This window comes from Brevibacillus laterosporus LMG 15441 (genome assembly GCF_000219535.2).
Classification (GTDB): domain Bacteria; phylum Bacillota; class Bacilli; order Brevibacillales; family Brevibacillaceae; genus Brevibacillus_B; species Brevibacillus_B halotolerans.
Window position 1 is genome coordinate 3,870,464 of record NZ_CP007806.1, and the last position, 15,044, is coordinate 3,885,507.

Below are 15,044 nucleotides of genomic sequence, written 5' to 3' on the forward strand. Positions count from 1 at the left end.
TCCTCATCATCCTGCTGCCGTCTTTAAGACTTTGGATGGTAATTCTCTACCTACTATTCTTTGAATAAATTGACCGGCTTCTACCAGCTTATCTAATTGAATCCCCGTCTCATAACCCATTCCATGCAATAAGTACACAACATCTTCTGTGGAAATATTGCCTGCGGCTCCGGGAGCATAGGGACATCCCCCTAAGCCACCTATTGAGCTATCAAATGTACTAATTCCATGGTGCAGGGCCGCTACTACATTAGCCAGACCCGTTCCCCGTGTATCGTGAAAGTGACCAGCAAACCAAGTAGCTCCCCACTCTTTTTCAAAAGCTGCAAATACCTCCTGCACCTGACGCGGTGTTGCAACACCAATCGTATCTCCGATGGATAGCTGATACACTCCCATAGCAAGAAGCCTTTCCACGACTCGCATACTTTCTGTCAAAGAAACCTCCCCGTCATAAGGACATCCAAACACTGTTGAAATATAGCCGCGGACGCGTAGTCCCATCCGCTGTGCCTCTTGCGCCACCTCCGCTAAGACAGGATAGGTATCCGCTCGTGTTTTATTAATATTCTTGAGATTGTGGGCTTCACTTGCGGACATGAAGATTGCTACTTCATCCACCTGATTCGCAGCGATTCGCTGTAGCCCCTTGAGATTGGGAGTCAGCACACTATAGTGAACATCATCGAATCGGGGGACACCAGCAATCACCTCGGTAGCATCAGACAATTGCGGAATCCATTTTGGATGCACAAGCGAGGTAGCTTCGATATGGCGAATTCCCGCTTGAGTCAGCTTTGTAATCAGCTCGATTTTATGTGCAGTACTGATGAGCGCTTCTTCATTTTGTAATCCGTCTCTCGGTCCTACTTCATACACCGTAATCTGCATATGAACTCAACTCCTCAACCGAACGATCGCTCAGTTTGTTTGCAAAAAAATTATTCTAGCTCCAAAAGGACGTCTCCCTCATTAACAAAGTCTCCTACATTGACCTTAACCGACGCTACTTTCCCGGCAGACTCCGTTTGGATAGGCACTTCCATTTTCATGGATTCGAGCATAACAACATCTGCTCCCGCACTTACCTCTGCTCCTGCTTGGGCCAATAATTGAATAACAGTCCCCGCCATACTTGCAGTTACTTGTTTCATCGTAGTTACACTCCTTTAGGTTCTCTCATTTGTTGGATAAATTGGGTGTCGTAGCACCCCTTTTGGAAAGCTGGTTGTGCTAAAACATCCTGTAAAAAAGGCAGGTTGCTCTTTACCCCTTCAATTTTATAGCTCTCAACCGCCTTCTGCGCTAGTAAAACTGCTTGTTCTCGTGTCTCCCCTGATACAATCAGCTTAGCGATCATCGGATCATAAAACGGCGTCACGATCGTACCAGCCTGCACTGCATCATCAATGCGAACGCTTTCCATCTGCGGTATTTCATAAGCCGTTATCGTACCTGGTGATGGAAAAAAGGTAGCAGGATCTTCAGCATAAACTCGCAATTCTATGGCATGTCGTTTTGCCTTGACCTCATCCTGAGTAAAGGATAACGCTTCACCCCGTGCAATGCGGATTTGCCATTCAACTAAGTCAATCCCGATCATTTCTTCTGTTACGGGATGCTCCACTTGCAAACGAGTGTTCATTTCTAGAAAGTAAAAATTGCGCTCCCCATCCATAATAAACTCAACAGTCCCCGCACCAGTATATCCAACCGCCTCGGCTGCTGTTATGGCCATAGCACACACGCTAGCTCGCGTTTTTTCATCTAAAAATGGGGACGGACTTTCTTCCACAACCTTCTGATGCCGTCGTTGAATAGAGCATTCACGCTCCAGCAAATGTAATGTTGTTCCCTGCTGATCTGCTAGGATTTGTACTTCAATGTGATGCGGTTGCTCGATATAACGTTCCAAAAACATCGTATCATTTCCAAAGTAAGCTTTTGCTCTTCCTTTAGCGGAAAGGAATGCCTGACGCATTTCATCATCGCTGTGGCACACCTGCATGCCTATACCTCCGCCTCCAGCGCTTGCTTTGAGCATAAGCGGATATCCAATGGATGCCGCTAATCGCACAGCATCCTCTGCGGTTTCCAGATGATCTTCAATCCCGGGAACAACAGGCACCCCCGCTCTACGCATGAGCTGCCTGGCGTTTACCTTATCTCCCATTTGCTCGATAACAGACGGAGATGGCCCAATAAAGAGCAAGCCCTCCTGTTCACATCGCTTTGCAAACTCACTATTTTCAGAGAGTAATCCATAGCCAGGATGGATAGCATCCGCACCTGCTTCCTTAGCGGCCTTGATTACAGCCTCCATATTCAAATAGCTCTGTGGTACTGGCGGTGGTCCAATCCGAATGGCTTCATCCGCTTCTTTGACGAATAAAGCATCTTGATCAGCATCTGAATATACAGCTACGGTTGCTATTCCCATCTGTTTGAGGGTACGAATGATTCGCCTTGCAATTTCCCCCCGATTGGCAATACAAATTTTGTTCACGACCTCCCCCTCCTTTTCACTAAAAAGTTAGCCTCTTCTTTATATTGCCACTAATTTGTCAATTGTTCTAGATGTCAGCTAAAATTTTTTCATAAAACCAAATATTTCACCAAAGCACACTTATCAGTATTCAAATTGAGCATTTCTGGGAAATCAAGTGTATAATAAAAAAGCAGACGTAATTTTTGAAAGGGGGCCATATCAATGTATGAAGTAGTACGCTTGCACATTAATTACAAAACATTGGAAGAGTTCCAAAAATTCCGTGAGTTTGGACTTGAAGAGCTATCCATGAAAGAAGATTTGCAAGCCAATATTATCGAAAACGACTCTGAATCTCCCTTCTACGGGATTTATCATGAAGATCGTTTAGTTGCCCGGATGAGTCTATACAAAATTGATGCCAAGTATGATCGTTATTTTCAACCAAAACAAGATTATTATGAACTATGGAAGCTAGAGGTATTACCTGAATATCGCAACAAAAATTATGGGACTGCATTAGTTAACCATGCCAAGAGCTTTTGTTTGCCGATAAAAACAAATTCCCGCTGTAGAGCAGATCAATTCTGGACAAAAATGGGGTTCTTCCCTGTGAAATATAATCCGGTTCGAGATAGAGGAGAGAATCCCTACGTTTGGTTACCAACTACGGTAGGTTTGCAAGACTAACTTTTTTATTGATAAACTACCTGGAAGCAAGCTGACGCATTTTGGTGTCAGCTTTTTTGTATTGTACGAAAAGAGCGATCCACGTAAGGACCGCTCATCTACTACCTTTTCGCGATTATTCAATCCGTTCTAGATTGCCATTTGAATCCATTTTAAAGACTGGCTTAGAGCTTTCCTCTTCTTTTAAAAAGGCCAATCGTCTTGCACGATCCATAATTTGCAGCAACGCTTTATAATCGTTGTTTACCCCAATATGATCCTCTAAATTTTTTCTTAGCTGCACATTTTGCTCTTTTAAATCTTTTATTTCTCGCTCACGCTGTTCTAATTCTCGTTCGAATTGCTTACATCTGCGTACAACATCTTTATACCCCTGCAACAGCCTAATAGCTGATTCCACCTGCTGTTCCTCGCCTATTACTCTGGACGTTTCTATAGCATGGGTGAATGTAGGTATAGGCATTGCCACAGATGGCTTGCTTTCCTGAGCTTGTGCAATGCTTTCATGATGATGCAACTGTTGAGAAATAATTGAATCCATCACCGGCTCACTTTTTTGCTTTTCACGAGACTCAGGTACACTACTTTCTATGGGTTCACTTGAAATCTTGTTATCCAAACGAATTTCAGGCTGGATTCGTCCCAGCTTTTTCATTTGCTGACGCTGCGCCTTCGCAATAGAGATCGCAGCATCATACTGCTTGCGTACAGTGCTATTCCAACGAAACCCGCAGGCGGCGGAGGTCCGCCCTAGCCGCTGACCTACCTCTTCAAAAGCTGCCAACTGGGTACCACCCTCGCGTATATGGCGAAGCGTTACCTCTGCGAGTACCAGATCATCATCTTCCGTCCAAGCATCTTGTCTTGAAGCTACCATATATAAAGTCCCTCCCGTTAACTGATAAGAACGATGTAGTTCATTCTATGCTTTTCCCTACTCTTGTAGAATAACAATTACTAGAAAAAAGTATCCCCAAGCTGACCGTTCTTTAAACGGGAGTAAATCTACTTAACCTAGCTATTCGCCTTTACGAAAGAATGAACTTATATACTGAAGATGTTTTTCGTTGCCCCATAACGTCGCACATTGTTCAAGCTCCATTTGAATCGATTCTTGTAATGACGCGCCTTTCTTCTTCCAAGTTAGCATGTTCATATAAGCTGAAATACTCTTCAAGGGCTGCTTAGCAATCGCCGCGGCGAATTCCAATGTCTTCTCTCTTAGTTCGTCCGCCTGATATACGCCTTCCACTAATCCTATTTGCAAAGCTTCCTCAGGCCCCAGCTTCTCTCCTGTTAGCAGCAAACGCAACGCAATAGATTCTGGCATTTTCGCAAAAAGACGACTACCACCCCCAAAGCCCGTAGAAATATGCATCGTAATTTGCACAAAGCGAAAAACAGCCAGCTCACTCATGAAACGAAAATGGCAAGCGCAGGCAAATTCAGCTCCGCCACCGATAGCTGGACCATTTACCATCGCAATGGTTGGCTTTCGAAATAAATCTATTCTGGTCAATAATTGTTCCGCTTTCTGTAATAAAGGCAGGGAATCTTCTCCCTTAACAGCTCCAAACTGACGTAAATCACCGCCAGATACAAATGCACTGCCTTCTCCAGTAAACAGAATCACTTTTATAGAATCATCTGTTTCACAACTCGTAAGAGCATCCTGCAATTCCTCCATCATCTCTAGGCTTAAAGCATTACGTACATGTGGGCGATTGCAGATAATCTCAGCGATACCATTCTGTTTATGTACTAAGATGTTTTGGTACATGACAAACACTCCCTTCGCAACTGCTTCCATTGTAGTATGGACAAGCTTGTTGCGAAAACCCGTTTCCCCTTCATATTTAGGTAGAATCAATGATTTTTTTAACAAATTCATATGTTGTTACCCGCTAGCAAGGATAAGAAGCAACGTCTAAGCAATTTATTTTCATATACAACAAAAAAATGTCCACTCGTAAAGGCTTGCTTGCAAATGTGCTGGAAAGCAGTTCAAGGCCTGTTACAATGTGGACATTCTTTTGATAAATGATAAAATAGCGGTAAATCCAATTCGTTACTCAATTCCTTTTATAGAAAAAATTCTTTCATAGCTGATTGATTGTAGCCAACAATTAGATGTTCACCATCTGTTAAAATAGGACGCTTCAATAAGGCAGGATCTTCACTCAACATTTCTAATAGTTCAGATACGGTCATATCGTTAATATCCATGTCTAAATCTTTGAATTTCTGACTGCGAGTTGATAACAATTCATCCAGACCGCTTGACGTCATCTTAGCTATTTCCAAAAGCTCGCGCACGCTTGGTGGGTTTTTGAACAGGTGACGTTCTTCGTAATTCACTCCGTTTTCAGCCAACCACGCTTTCGCTTTACGACAGGATGTGCAGCTCGGATATGTAAAAAAAGTCAACGTACCGAGATTTGCATCTTTCATAGCTGTTGCCATATTGCATTCCTCCATATAATAAAGGTCTAATGGTAATCTACATGTATTGATAAAGTCACTTTACTTTCTATAGTAGATTCTAGTCCTTCATTAAACACTATGTCAATAGTATTTAATATAAAATCTTAATAAAAATTATTTACAAATCAAAGATATATAACAGAAGCTTAACAATTCACTAGAAATGGGCTACACTATAAGACGAATGTTTTTGAAAGGGGGGATTTTTAATGGAAAAGGCGCAAAAATTAACCAGCGCCCTCGCAGACCCCACACGTTTTTCTATCTATCAATATGTAACCGATGCAAGCAAACCTGTAACAGTTCATGAAGTGGCGGAACAGTTTTCCATTCACCCTAACGTAGCCCGTCTGCATTTGACTAAATTGGAAGACGTTCAATTACTCCAATCTCAACTGGACAAAAGCGGAAAGGGCGGGAGACCTAGTCGACTTTACTCTATTTCAGATGAGGTTGTTAGCCTGCAATTTCCTCCAAGAGACTATCAGCTTTTGGCAGACATTGCTATTGAATCGCTCCTTTCCTTGGGAGTAGCAGGACAGGAAGCTTTAGTTACGATGGGAAAACGCTTGGGTCTAGAAGCGGCTAAACGCGCGCAGGACAAAAACAAACTGACTCCTTCACGTACGCTAGAAGACAAATTGGATTGTATTTACCGAATTGCTTTGGCACAGGGTTTGCGTCCTCAGTTTGAGGTAACTGATGATCATCAAGTACGTTTCCGCGTATTCAACTGTACCTTTTCAGAAATTGCAAAAAAACATCCGGCAAACATCTGCAAAATGCATCACGCTATGCTAGAGGGTATTTTCCAAGCTTACTTTGGCAATATTGAGCTAATACCTGAAACATCAATGATTGGCGGATGCGAGTCATGCAATTATGTCATCGCTAATCTACAAGAGCACCTGACATAATTCTGTCAAACCTAAACCGTTTACACTGCTTGACATGTCCTATATAATGAAAACGACAATCTTTTCAAAAAGTTCTGCCAAAGGAGGGATACATATGGATCGTATGTTTCGCGTACTTAGCTTCTGGACACTAATGATTGCTATTATGGCCTTCTGGGCTAATTTATTCCCAATGTCATTGTTGTTCTTCGGATTGACTGCCATTTTCCTGGCCCTTGGTTATATGCGTCTCACAGAAAGAACCTATTTGAATCTTTTCTTCTGTTTTATGTTTGTTTCATTTGTAGGCTTTACGTATTACACGTTCTACGGAATGCCACCAGCAACAGCAGGAGGAGAACATTCATTCCTGCACTTATTAATGTAAAAGTAGTTATGGTAAACACGACAAAGAGCGAACTCCATTTAGGTATTCGCTCTTTTGTTTGTTTCCAGTCTTACCTGCATTTATTCTCTTTCTCCATCCATCAGCTTCTCTTGTACCAGCACTCGGAATAATCCACCCAATCCACTGGGTAAAATCAACTGCTGGATGGCTCGATTACGCTTCATTGCTACACTGGTAAACGGATCAGTGTCCTGATGTGCCTGAGCCTTGTCTAAAATACCATTTGCAAGTAAAAACTGATCTTGGCGTGTAAACGATTTAGTCAAAAGCCCTACCTCAGCCCCACACTCGATTAATCTGCTAAAATTAACATGTGCGGTTATATCCTGTTCTCCTAGCCGCTCTAAATAATCTTCATTCATCTGATGCTGATAATAGCAAGCAAGAGTTCCATTTTTTCGACTAGGATGATACAAATCCTCTGTTAAATCCCCATAGTCAATACTGATTACTCGTCCGCGTTCTAGCATGCTACTCAAGGCGATCATCACCTCTTTTACTCCTGCCTGTACCTCTATGCGCATCCCATCTGGTAATCCTGTTGGAAGCTTATTGATGATAGCCGTTATTTCCGGAGATATTTCAGACATATATCCTTCATGAAAAATAACAGCTTGAGCTTCATCTGAATCTGCTAGTTGCTTCCTTTCTGATGCTGTGGAAAAGCTAGCTTGCTGGGTGATTGTTTCCCGTTTTTGATCGAAGCCAATGCCGATCTCACGCCATTTCCCACATACCCTTTCCAATAAGTGGACAGGAAAGGCATCAAAATATTCGTTAGAGAAAATGACACCCTGAAATCGCTCGTTTCTGGCCGCTTCCTCTACTGTTTTGTACCAGATTTTTGGAAGTGAAAAATCCTGTAACCTTTCTTTTTGTAAGTCAGCATGATACGGACTTATTTCCACCATAATTACTCGTAGTCTCGCATATAATTTGGCATCTACCTCTCTGATTCTGGTCAAAATCTGTTCCATCAGGCCTCCTGTTCCTCCCCCTACTTCCATTAACACAGGGTTCATCATTTCATTATCCTTAAAAAACAGGAGAATAGAATCAGATAATGTCTCGCCAAAAATGTTACTCACTTGAGAACTAGTATAAAAGTCCCCTTTTTTCCCCACCTTATTTCCCTGTTTCATGTAATAGCCAAAATCTTGATGATATAAACAAATAGCCATGAATTCAACAAATCGAATCATTTTATTCTTCTGATTTTTCATTTCTTTGCATAGATATCTTCTTAGTTCTGATGTCATGCTTTTACATCTCCTTCAACGACAAATAAATTTGTTAAAAATATGACAACGTTTTTTTTTACATACAAATGAAGAAAGAACGTCTATAATGGTATAGGTATTATGCAAAAATTTAGGAGGTTTATCATGAAAACGTTTAAGTCCAAGCTACCAATCTTCCTTGCCATCTTTGCTATGTTTGCCCTTCTTCTCGCTGGCTGTGGGGCTAAACAGCAGTCTGGAAAAGATGTAGCACAAGAAGCTTACAAGAAACAACTTTCTTTGAACTCTTACAGCTTTAGTGGCTCCTTGAAATTCAAAGTAGATGCAACAGAAGAGCAGCTACAAAAAGATCCACAGGCGAAAATGGTTCTAGATGTATTAAAAAATTCTGAGCTTTCCTATCGTGGAAACCAATCTGTAGAGCCTTTCCAAACAGAACTTATCCTTGATGCAAAAGTAAATATGCAAGGTGTTAACACCACTTTCTCAGTACCAATGATTATGAATCAAGATAAAATGTGGATTAAGGTTCCTGCTCTTGGATTTATTCCTGGTATGGAAAAATTAGAAGGCAAATACATTGAACTTGATTATAAAGAAATGAAACAAATGGCTGAAGCTCAAGGCCAACCAGCAAGCGTACCTGATTTCTCACCTGAAGCAATGAAAAAACAAAAAGAAGCAACTGTTAAAATCGTTGATTCTATGTTTAAACACTATGGTCCTGATTATTTTGTAGAGGCTAAAAAAGAAGAAATTGCGAATCTACCTGCTGATGTAAAAGCTGATCGTATTATCAACATGAAATTGACTAATGATAATTTGATTCCTTTCTTAAAAACAACAGTAGATAATGTGATTCCTGAAGTGGTTAAAGTGATGTCTGAAACACCTGCTTATAAAGATATCTTAGCACAAGATTCCACTCAACTTGAGGAAATGAAAAAAGGCTTGAAAGAAGTTTCTGCCGAAATCGACAAAAACAAAGATTTGATCAAATCAAACTTTAACATCCAAAAAGCAAATACTTATGTAGTAGTTGATAAAGACAATAATATTCCATATCAATTAGTAGATTGGGATGTAAAGGTTTCTGATAAAGAAAAACCTGAATCTGGCACAATTGGTATTTCGCTTAGCTTTGAACAAAAGACTTCTAACTACAATGTAGCTCCTAAATGGGAACTTACACTTCCTAAGTCTGATGAAGTTATTACACTATCTCAATTACAACAAGGCTCCTTTTAATTATTGACAAAAGCCTATGTCTAAAAGAATCCTATTTTTCCTTTGTTTCTTATTGGCTCTTCCTCCGTCTTTAGCTACAGCGGAGGAAGCCCTCCCTTTGGAGAAAACGATTTTGCAGCAGCATCTAACCCAACTGGAGTTAGAACGTAATCTTCAGCTTTTAAAGCTGGATGAGAGCAAACTCAATCGGGATTTGGCAGAGCTTGAACTAGAAGCAAAGAAGCAAGAACTTACGATCTCATCCAAACGCAAACATGCTGGAAAAGTGGCTAGAGCCTATTACATGGGGAAACGGAATGATTTGTTAACCCTGCTGTTTAGTGCAGACGATTTTAATCAGGTGCTGACAAGCGCACGGCTTTTGGAAATCATTTTTACCAGTGACATGAAAAAACTGGAGAGTTTTCAACTAGAGCTAGCTCGCGCCAATGACTTGTCTTTACAAAAGCAAAGTCAACTAAAAAAGATTAGAGAATTACGGCAGATGTACGAAAAACGTCTCGCTGATATGATTGCCATTAAACTGTTGAAGGAAGAGAATCTGCAAAAATTGCCTGATTCCTCTTCTGTAGAAGCATTAATGGAAAATCTAATTAAGGATTGGCGTTCGCGCGGTTTACCTGTGTTCCAAGACTTTTTTGGCGTTCTGGCTAGAGTGATGCAGGATCTTCCTCAATTGATTACTCCGGATCATATTCAGTCCGAAGGCTTGTTCACTCACAAGCTAACGATTACAGAAGAGGAATTTAATAAGTTCTTGCTTTCAAAAGATCCGATCTTCCAGCATGCGTACTTTTCGTTTGACCATAACCAGCTGGAAGTAGTAGGTAACTACAATCAGGTGAATTTGAAAATTATAGGTTCTTACGAAGTGGTCTCGCCCACAGAATTAAGGTTTCATATTAACAAACTAATGTTTGATGGTTATGAGCTTCCAGATAGCACAGCAGAGGAAATGGCAAAGGAATACAACCTCAGCTTTTATCCTGCGTTAATCAACCCAAACATTCACGTTCAAGAAGCCACTTTGGATGAACACAAGCTTCAAATTAAAGTGAAATTCAATATCTTGTAGAAGAATTCAATTTTCATACAAGTAAAAAAGCTAGCACAGGAACCAATATCCTTGCTAGCTTTTTGCTTTTTGAAATAGAACAGTTTATCCAAGCGAACCAGAAACATACGGATTAAATGTTTTTTCCCGATCAATTGTAGTCAGTGGCCCATGCCCCGGATAGACAATTGTCTCGTCAGGCAATTCAAAGAGCTTATCTTGGATGCTTCGAATCAATGTATTGTAATCTCCACCTCTTAAATCGGAGCGTCCGATTGAGTTAGCAAATAAAACATCTCCACTAAAACAATGCTGACCGATTACATAAGTGGCACTTCCCGGAGAATGTCCAGGTGTGTGTAACACTTGAATTGACAGACCTGCTAGTTGAAGCTCTTGCCCTTCTTCTACCATGTATTCAGCAGGTTCACAGATAATTGGTGTAAATCCAAAGCGTTGTGAACCATTTAATTCAGGATCAGTCAGCCAGCTCTGCTCGATTGAATGAATGTAGACAGGCGCTTTCGTTTGCTCTCGAAGCTCTGTCAGTCCACCAATATGATCTAAATGAGCATGAGTTAGTAGAATAGCCACTACCTTCTCCGACTTCATTGCTTGCAATAAGGGTCCAGGATTCATACCTGGGTCAACCACAATCGTCTCCCCAGTCTCCACATTTTTAATCATATAAGCATTTGTCTCAAACGGTCCCAATTCAACAGAACGCACTTCTATGTTCATAAAAAACTCCTTCCCTTGCCTTAGCCGTTGTCTTTACATACAATGGCAATAATTGCTACAGTATTATAGTATCAGAGAGATAGGAGGCAAAACAATGGTACCTCTTGTATATGTTGTGGAAATAGAAATGCCCAAAGGAAAGCTCCCTGGATTTTATGCACAATTCGTACATAAGATTGGCGAACAGGTAAAAGTAATCGATCGGGATAAAAAATTAATGATCGTGTCCACCGAAGACGACCAGCAGCAATTATTGCAGATCGCTGCCAAATATCAGGCGGAAACCGAATGTTTCTCCATGTGGTTGCTTCCAGAGGGTGTGACATGCCCGAGGCTGAGCGATTATGGTTTTATCAGTTTACATGACCGTCAATATGTCTATGCTAATCTCGTGAGCTTTTTTCGGTTTTCAGACAATCCTCTTACTCTTGATCATCAGGAAGCATATGAACAAATGGAGCAGTATATTCTGGTTTCCTTTACCGCGAAGGATCAAACCATCTATATTGTTGACACTAATCACAAGGAGCTACTAGATCAACTAGCTAGCCGTTATAAGGTTATACTGGATTGGCATCCAGGCATTCCTTCTGCATAAATTCGAATGAACCAGACACAAAAGAAAAATAAAAAGCATCTCCGCCAATAGGAGATGCTTCTTTTGGGTAAAATCAGCTATTCTGAGCCATCATATCGAAGCGATAGCCAATGACCTTACCGTTATTTAGACTAAATGTCACCTGATATTTACTCCCTTTATACGTAAGCTCCTTGTCCCCAGCTACTTCTCCATAGCTCTGCTTAACCTTGTCTATACTGTCATACATTGACAATCCTCTGTTGGTTTTAAATTTATCACTTTGCTCCTGTGGTATGCCACCGACCATGATACTGGTTACTACTCCTTTTTGGACTGTTACCAATATCTGGGCCTGATCTGCAAATAAAATGCCCGTAGTAATATTTCCTTCACCTTTTGCTAACTGTTCAACCGTTAGCGATTCTCGGCTAATCATATCCATAAATTCATATTTTTCCGGCTTCAAGGCATCCATGACTTCTTTAATTCCTTCTCCAACATGTGCTCCGCGAATCCCAAACTCCTTGGCATTTTCGGGATCGAATGCAGGAGCGAGGGTTGTGTTTTCTGTAGGAGCTAAAGATGTGGTCCCCGTAGGCTGACAGCCTGTCAACGCTACAACAGATGCAAGTACAGCACTTCCCACAATCATTTTCCAATTTCTCATCTTTTATGTTCCCCTACCTTGGCATTCATCGTATGTTGTTACGTATAATCAAAGCAATATCGATATCTTACCCTAGGGCGAATCAAGTTCGCAAGTTTTTACATAATTTGATTTCGTTACTTCCCACTAATTTTCTGCTTTGGCTTAGGAGGTAAATGGTTGCTAACAGTCTGCTGGTATCCTTGCAGGATTTTTAAGATGGCATGAAAGAATGGCGAACCAAACACAGCCACAATTCCCCATGTCCAAATACGGGCTCCCCAAGCATCAGCTACATAGGCTGTATCTGCTCCCATAAGGATTTGTGCGGGATCTAAACCTAATTCAGCAAAGATACAGCCTGCCGCTACAACAGAGAATACGAGATTAAATAGCTTTTTTAGCTGTTGTTTTTTACAAGCCTTACAATGTGCCTCACAGCTATCATTTTCTGGTACATAATCATACGTAAGAAAAGGAATAGCGCTTTTGGCTATCTCTGTTACCCCAGCGGCAGCACTGGAAACGGCCGTTATATAGATCAAAAAGGAAATGGTTGAATCTAATGTCACCATGGTAAAGTCCCTCCTTGATACATATGTATGTGCAAAGAAAGATGGGCATGTCCACAATATTTTGTTATATTAGCCCATTTTTCCCGCTATTACATAACCTAACAGGAATTACAAAAGCCGCCTCTTTAAAGAGACGGCCTTTGGTCGGGTTGTTTTTACATGCTTAGGCAATCGTCACTCTTCTTTCGTTCATCCACCTTTTAAGAAAGCGATTACTAAAGAAAAATGATCAGCCATTTCATTTGGGGTAATAACGATTTTTGCGTACGACCCTTCGCCTCCTAATTAAAATAGGCACTTCACTAGCAAAGGCTAATGAAATGTCGCCTGATTTCTCTGGAGTGATCCCACACATTCGTTACCAACAACCTCAACAAATATATTTTACCTAAGACACCCTGATCTTATACATTCTTTTACATTGACAATACACCTTAGAGAATATCAGCAGCTAATTGAGCTAACACGCTGCGCTCCCCTTTTTCTAGCTTAATATGACCCGCTAGCTTTTGATCCTTAAACATTTCAACCACATAGGTAAGCCCGTTATTACTTTCATCCAAATAAGGGTGGTCAATTTGCTCTGGATCGCCCATTAAGATAATTTTAGAGCCCTCTCCTACTCGGGTTAAGATGGTTTTGACCTCATGCTTTGTCAAATTCTGCGCTTCATCAATAATAATATATTGCCCCGGAATAGACCTCCCCCTGATATAAGTCAGAGCCTCCACCTGAATGCTTCCCATCCCATCTAAAATTTTTTCTAGGTCACCAGATTTCTTTGTGTTAAATAGATACTCCAGATTATCGTAGATTGGCTGCATCCAAGGACGAAGCTTCTCTTCTTTTTCACCGGGAAGGTACCCAATATCTTTTCCCATCGGCACAATCGGTCTTGCAATCAGCAATTTTTTATACTTTTGTAAATCCTCAATTTGCAACAAACCCGCGGCAAGTGCAATCAGGGTTTTGCCCGTTCCCGCTTTCCCTGTCATGGTTACTAAAGGAACATCATCTCGCAATAATAATTCAATAGCCATTTTTTGTTGAGCATTACGGGCCTTCACACCCCAAATGGAATCATCATTGGAGACAAGAGGCTCATAATATCTCGCTTCTCCATCAATTTTACCAATAGCAGAAATAGATGGATTACATTCGTCCTTTAAAATCAGGAATTGATGGGGATAGAAGTCTTCATAAGGGAAGACTGTCTCCAGACTAAGACGGCGCGTGTTGTAAAACAACTTAATTACATCTGAGGGGACCGTTCGGTTTAGATAGCCAAGATAAATGCTTGAATACTCCCGAACCACTCGATCCGATAAAAAGTCCTCCGCGGTTAACCCTAATGCATCTGCTTTAACTCTCATTAAAGCATCCTTGCTAACCAAAATGACAGGACGTCCTTGGCCAGTGGTCCGTTCTTCCTCTTGTAGATTAAGTGCAACTGCTAGGATGCGATTGTCATTCGTCATCTCATGGAATTGTTTCTGCATGTTTCCCATCGTAGAATGATTTAATTCCACCCGTAGAGTAGCCCCCGTATCCAATTGTATCCCCTGATGCAAATGACCACTGAGTCGCAATCGGTCTAAGAGCCGGGATACATGCCGAGAGTTGCGACCAATTTCATCCATATACCGTTTTTTTGAATCCACCTCTTCTAATACGACTGCCGGAATGACGATATCGTTGTTGTGAAAGGAGTAGATCGCCATTGGATCTTGCAGGAGTACGTTGGTATCAATTACATAGATTTTTTTCAAATCATGATTCGCCTCCCCTTACCCATCTTCCATATTTTATGCACAATTTGTCATCTTGTTTGCTGGATTTCCTTTCTTTCTTCGCTTTTTTTAGGGTAACCTGACCTACAGGAAGAGCTGTAAAAGTTATCTGATAGTCCATATCTATGTAGCAAGAATAAAAGATAGACGAACTCCTTGTCCGTTCGTATAAAAAGCAATAGGGAGCAAACACTAGTGGCAT

The 15,044-nt window shown here is 41.1% G+C and carries 17 protein-coding genes; 6 read left to right on the forward strand and 11 right to left on the reverse strand.

The genetic code is table 11. The features are described 5' to 3' along the window. Positions 1-6: 6 nt before the first annotated feature. The 3 genes from BRLA_RS16965 to BRLA_RS16975 are packed head-to-tail and all read right to left on the reverse strand — an operon-like array spanning position 7 to position 2,506. Complete coding sequence (locus BRLA_RS16965) at positions 7-891, reverse strand: hydroxymethylglutaryl-CoA lyase (protein WP_003336670.1); 885 nt, start codon at positions 889-891, stop codon at positions 7-9. Positions 892-941: 50 nt separating this feature from the next. Beyond that, positions 942-1,154 carry an acetyl-CoA carboxylase biotin carboxyl carrier protein subunit gene (locus tag BRLA_RS16970; RefSeq protein WP_003336669.1) on the reverse strand — a complete coding sequence of 71 codons (213 nt, stop codon included), beginning with the start codon at positions 1,152-1,154 and terminating at the stop codon, positions 942-944. Between the two features lie 5 nt (positions 1,155-1,159). Further along, positions 1,160-2,506: an acetyl-CoA carboxylase biotin carboxylase subunit gene (locus tag BRLA_RS16975; protein ID WP_003336668.1), complete on the reverse strand. Its 1,347-nt coding sequence runs from the start codon at positions 2,504-2,506 to the stop codon at positions 1,160-1,162. Between the two features lie 204 nt (positions 2,507-2,710). Here BRLA_RS16975 and BRLA_RS16980 point away from each other — a divergent pair, with 204 nt between their 5' ends. Further along, positions 2,711-3,178, forward strand: a complete 468-nt coding sequence (locus BRLA_RS16980; protein ID WP_003336667.1) for an N-acetyltransferase — start codon at positions 2,711-2,713, stop codon at positions 3,176-3,178. A 115-nt stretch (positions 3,179-3,293) separates the two neighbouring features. Here BRLA_RS16980 and BRLA_RS16985 read toward each other — a convergent pair whose 3' ends face one another. The 3 genes from BRLA_RS16985 to BRLA_RS16995 all read right to left on the reverse strand — a co-directional run bounded on the left by BRLA_RS16985 (position 3,294) and on the right by BRLA_RS16995 (position 5,641). Beyond that, positions 3,294-4,055, reverse strand: a complete 762-nt coding sequence (locus BRLA_RS16985) for an RsfA family transcriptional regulator (RefSeq protein ID WP_003336666.1) — start codon at positions 4,053-4,055, stop codon at positions 3,294-3,296. A gap of 141 nt (positions 4,056-4,196) precedes the next feature. Beyond that, positions 4,197-5,069 carry an enoyl-CoA hydratase/isomerase family protein gene (locus BRLA_RS16990; protein ID WP_003336665.1) on the reverse strand — a complete coding sequence of 291 codons (873 nt, stop codon included), beginning with the start codon at positions 5,067-5,069 and terminating at the stop codon, positions 4,197-4,199. A gap of 191 nt (positions 5,070-5,260) precedes the next feature. After that, the gene (locus BRLA_RS16995) at positions 5,261-5,641 is read right to left on the reverse strand and encodes a Spx/MgsR family RNA polymerase-binding regulatory protein (RefSeq protein ID WP_003336663.1); all 381 of its coding nucleotides are present in this window, start codon (positions 5,639-5,641) and stop codon (positions 5,261-5,263) included. A 230-nt stretch (positions 5,642-5,871) separates the two neighbouring features. On the opposite strand from BRLA_RS16995, the gene BRLA_RS17000 reads away from it, so the two are divergent. Both BRLA_RS17000 and BRLA_RS17005 read left to right on the forward strand, forming a co-directional pair. Then, positions 5,872-6,579, forward strand: coding sequence for a helix-turn-helix transcriptional regulator (locus BRLA_RS17000; RefSeq protein WP_003336661.1), 708 nt, complete (start codon positions 5,872-5,874; stop codon positions 6,577-6,579). 94 nt (positions 6,580-6,673) lie between these two features. Next, positions 6,674-6,946: a DUF2626 family protein gene (locus tag BRLA_RS17005; RefSeq protein WP_022584280.1), complete on the forward strand. Its 273-nt coding sequence runs from the start codon at positions 6,674-6,676 to the stop codon at positions 6,944-6,946. An 80-nt stretch (positions 6,947-7,026) separates the two neighbouring features. Here BRLA_RS17005 and BRLA_RS17010 read toward each other — a convergent pair whose 3' ends face one another. Beyond that, positions 7,027-8,226 (reverse strand): class I SAM-dependent methyltransferase, encoded by a 1,200-nt coding sequence (locus BRLA_RS17010; RefSeq protein WP_003336659.1) that lies wholly within the window; start codon positions 8,224-8,226, stop codon positions 7,027-7,029. A 126-nt stretch (positions 8,227-8,352) separates the two neighbouring features. On the opposite strand from BRLA_RS17010, the gene BRLA_RS17015 reads away from it, so the two are divergent. Both BRLA_RS17015 and BRLA_RS17020 read left to right on the forward strand, forming a co-directional pair. Beyond that, positions 8,353-9,456: a hypothetical protein gene (locus tag BRLA_RS17015; protein ID WP_003336658.1), complete on the forward strand. Its 1,104-nt coding sequence runs from the start codon at positions 8,353-8,355 to the stop codon at positions 9,454-9,456. A 97-nt stretch (positions 9,457-9,553) separates the two neighbouring features. Further along, on the forward strand, positions 9,554-10,531 hold the full coding sequence (locus BRLA_RS17020; RefSeq protein ID WP_022584277.1) for a coiled-coil domain-containing protein: 978 nt from the start codon (positions 9,554-9,556) through the stop codon (positions 10,529-10,531). 84 nt (positions 10,532-10,615) lie between these two features. On the opposite strand, the gene BRLA_RS17025 is transcribed toward BRLA_RS17020, so the two are convergent. Beyond that, on the reverse strand, positions 10,616-11,251 hold the full coding sequence (locus BRLA_RS17025; RefSeq protein ID WP_003336655.1) for an MBL fold metallo-hydrolase: 636 nt from the start codon (positions 11,249-11,251) through the stop codon (positions 10,616-10,618). A 94-nt stretch (positions 11,252-11,345) separates the two neighbouring features. Here BRLA_RS17025 and BRLA_RS17030 point away from each other — a divergent pair, with 94 nt between their 5' ends. After that, positions 11,346-11,849 (forward strand): hypothetical protein, encoded by a 504-nt coding sequence (locus BRLA_RS17030; RefSeq protein WP_003336654.1) that lies wholly within the window; start codon positions 11,346-11,348, stop codon positions 11,847-11,849. Positions 11,850-11,922: 73 nt separating this feature from the next. On the opposite strand, the gene BRLA_RS17035 is transcribed toward BRLA_RS17030, so the two are convergent. The 3 genes from BRLA_RS17035 to BRLA_RS17045 all read right to left on the reverse strand — a co-directional run bounded on the left by BRLA_RS17035 (position 11,923) and on the right by BRLA_RS17045 (position 14,821). Then, a complete protein-coding gene (locus tag BRLA_RS17035; RefSeq protein ID WP_003336653.1) occupies positions 11,923-12,498 on the reverse strand; it encodes a hypothetical protein in 576 nt (191 codons plus the stop codon). A 116-nt stretch (positions 12,499-12,614) separates the two neighbouring features. Then, positions 12,615-13,052 carry a hypothetical protein gene (locus BRLA_RS17040; RefSeq protein ID WP_003336651.1) on the reverse strand — a complete coding sequence of 146 codons (438 nt, stop codon included), beginning with the start codon at positions 13,050-13,052 and terminating at the stop codon, positions 12,615-12,617. A 434-nt stretch (positions 13,053-13,486) separates the two neighbouring features. After that, on the reverse strand, positions 13,487-14,821 hold the full coding sequence (locus BRLA_RS17045; RefSeq protein ID WP_003336649.1) for a PhoH family protein: 1,335 nt from the start codon (positions 14,819-14,821) through the stop codon (positions 13,487-13,489). Positions 14,822-15,044: the final 223 nt, after the last annotated feature.

What these genes read in the sequence shown, in the direction of transcription:
- BRLA_RS17010 (WP_003336659.1), bottom strand. Translation starts at nt 8,226, where the DNA reads ATGACATCAGAACTAAGAAGATATCTATGCAAAGAAATGAAAAATCAG.
- BRLA_RS16965 (WP_003336670.1), bottom strand. Translation starts at nt 891, where the DNA reads ATGCAGATTACGGTGTATGAAGTAGGACCGAGAGACGGATTACAAAAT.
- BRLA_RS17025 (WP_003336655.1), bottom strand. Translation starts at nt 11,251, where the DNA reads ATGAACATAGAAGTGCGTTCTGTTGAATTGGGACCGTTTGAGACAAAT.
- BRLA_RS17035 (WP_003336653.1), bottom strand. Translation starts at nt 12,498, where the DNA reads ATGAGAAATTGGAAAATGATTGTGGGAAGTGCTGTACTTGCATCTGTT.
- BRLA_RS17000 (WP_003336661.1), top strand. Translation starts at nt 5,872, where the DNA reads ATGGAAAAGGCGCAAAAATTAACCAGCGCCCTCGCAGACCCCACACGT.
- BRLA_RS16985 (WP_003336666.1), bottom strand. Translation starts at nt 4,055, where the DNA reads ATGGTAGCTTCAAGACAAGATGCTTGGACGGAAGATGATGATCTGGTA.
- BRLA_RS16995 (WP_003336663.1), bottom strand. Translation starts at nt 5,641, where the DNA reads ATGGCAACAGCTATGAAAGATGCAAATCTCGGTACGTTGACTTTTTTT.
- BRLA_RS17015 (WP_003336658.1), top strand. Translation starts at nt 8,353, where the DNA reads ATGAAAACGTTTAAGTCCAAGCTACCAATCTTCCTTGCCATCTTTGCT.
- BRLA_RS16970 (WP_003336669.1), bottom strand. Translation starts at nt 1,154, where the DNA reads ATGAAACAAGTAACTGCAAGTATGGCGGGGACTGTTATTCAATTATTG.
- BRLA_RS17030 (WP_003336654.1), top strand. Translation starts at nt 11,346, where the DNA reads ATGGTACCTCTTGTATATGTTGTGGAAATAGAAATGCCCAAAGGAAAG.
- BRLA_RS17005 (WP_022584280.1), top strand. Translation starts at nt 6,674, where the DNA reads ATGGATCGTATGTTTCGCGTACTTAGCTTCTGGACACTAATGATTGCT.
- BRLA_RS16990 (WP_003336665.1), bottom strand. Translation starts at nt 5,069, where the DNA reads ATGAATTTGTTAAAAAAATCATTGATTCTACCTAAATATGAAGGGGAA.
- BRLA_RS16980 (WP_003336667.1), top strand. Translation starts at nt 2,711, where the DNA reads ATGTATGAAGTAGTACGCTTGCACATTAATTACAAAACATTGGAAGAG.
- BRLA_RS17040 (WP_003336651.1), bottom strand. Translation starts at nt 13,052, where the DNA reads ATGGTGACATTAGATTCAACCATTTCCTTTTTGATCTATATAACGGCC.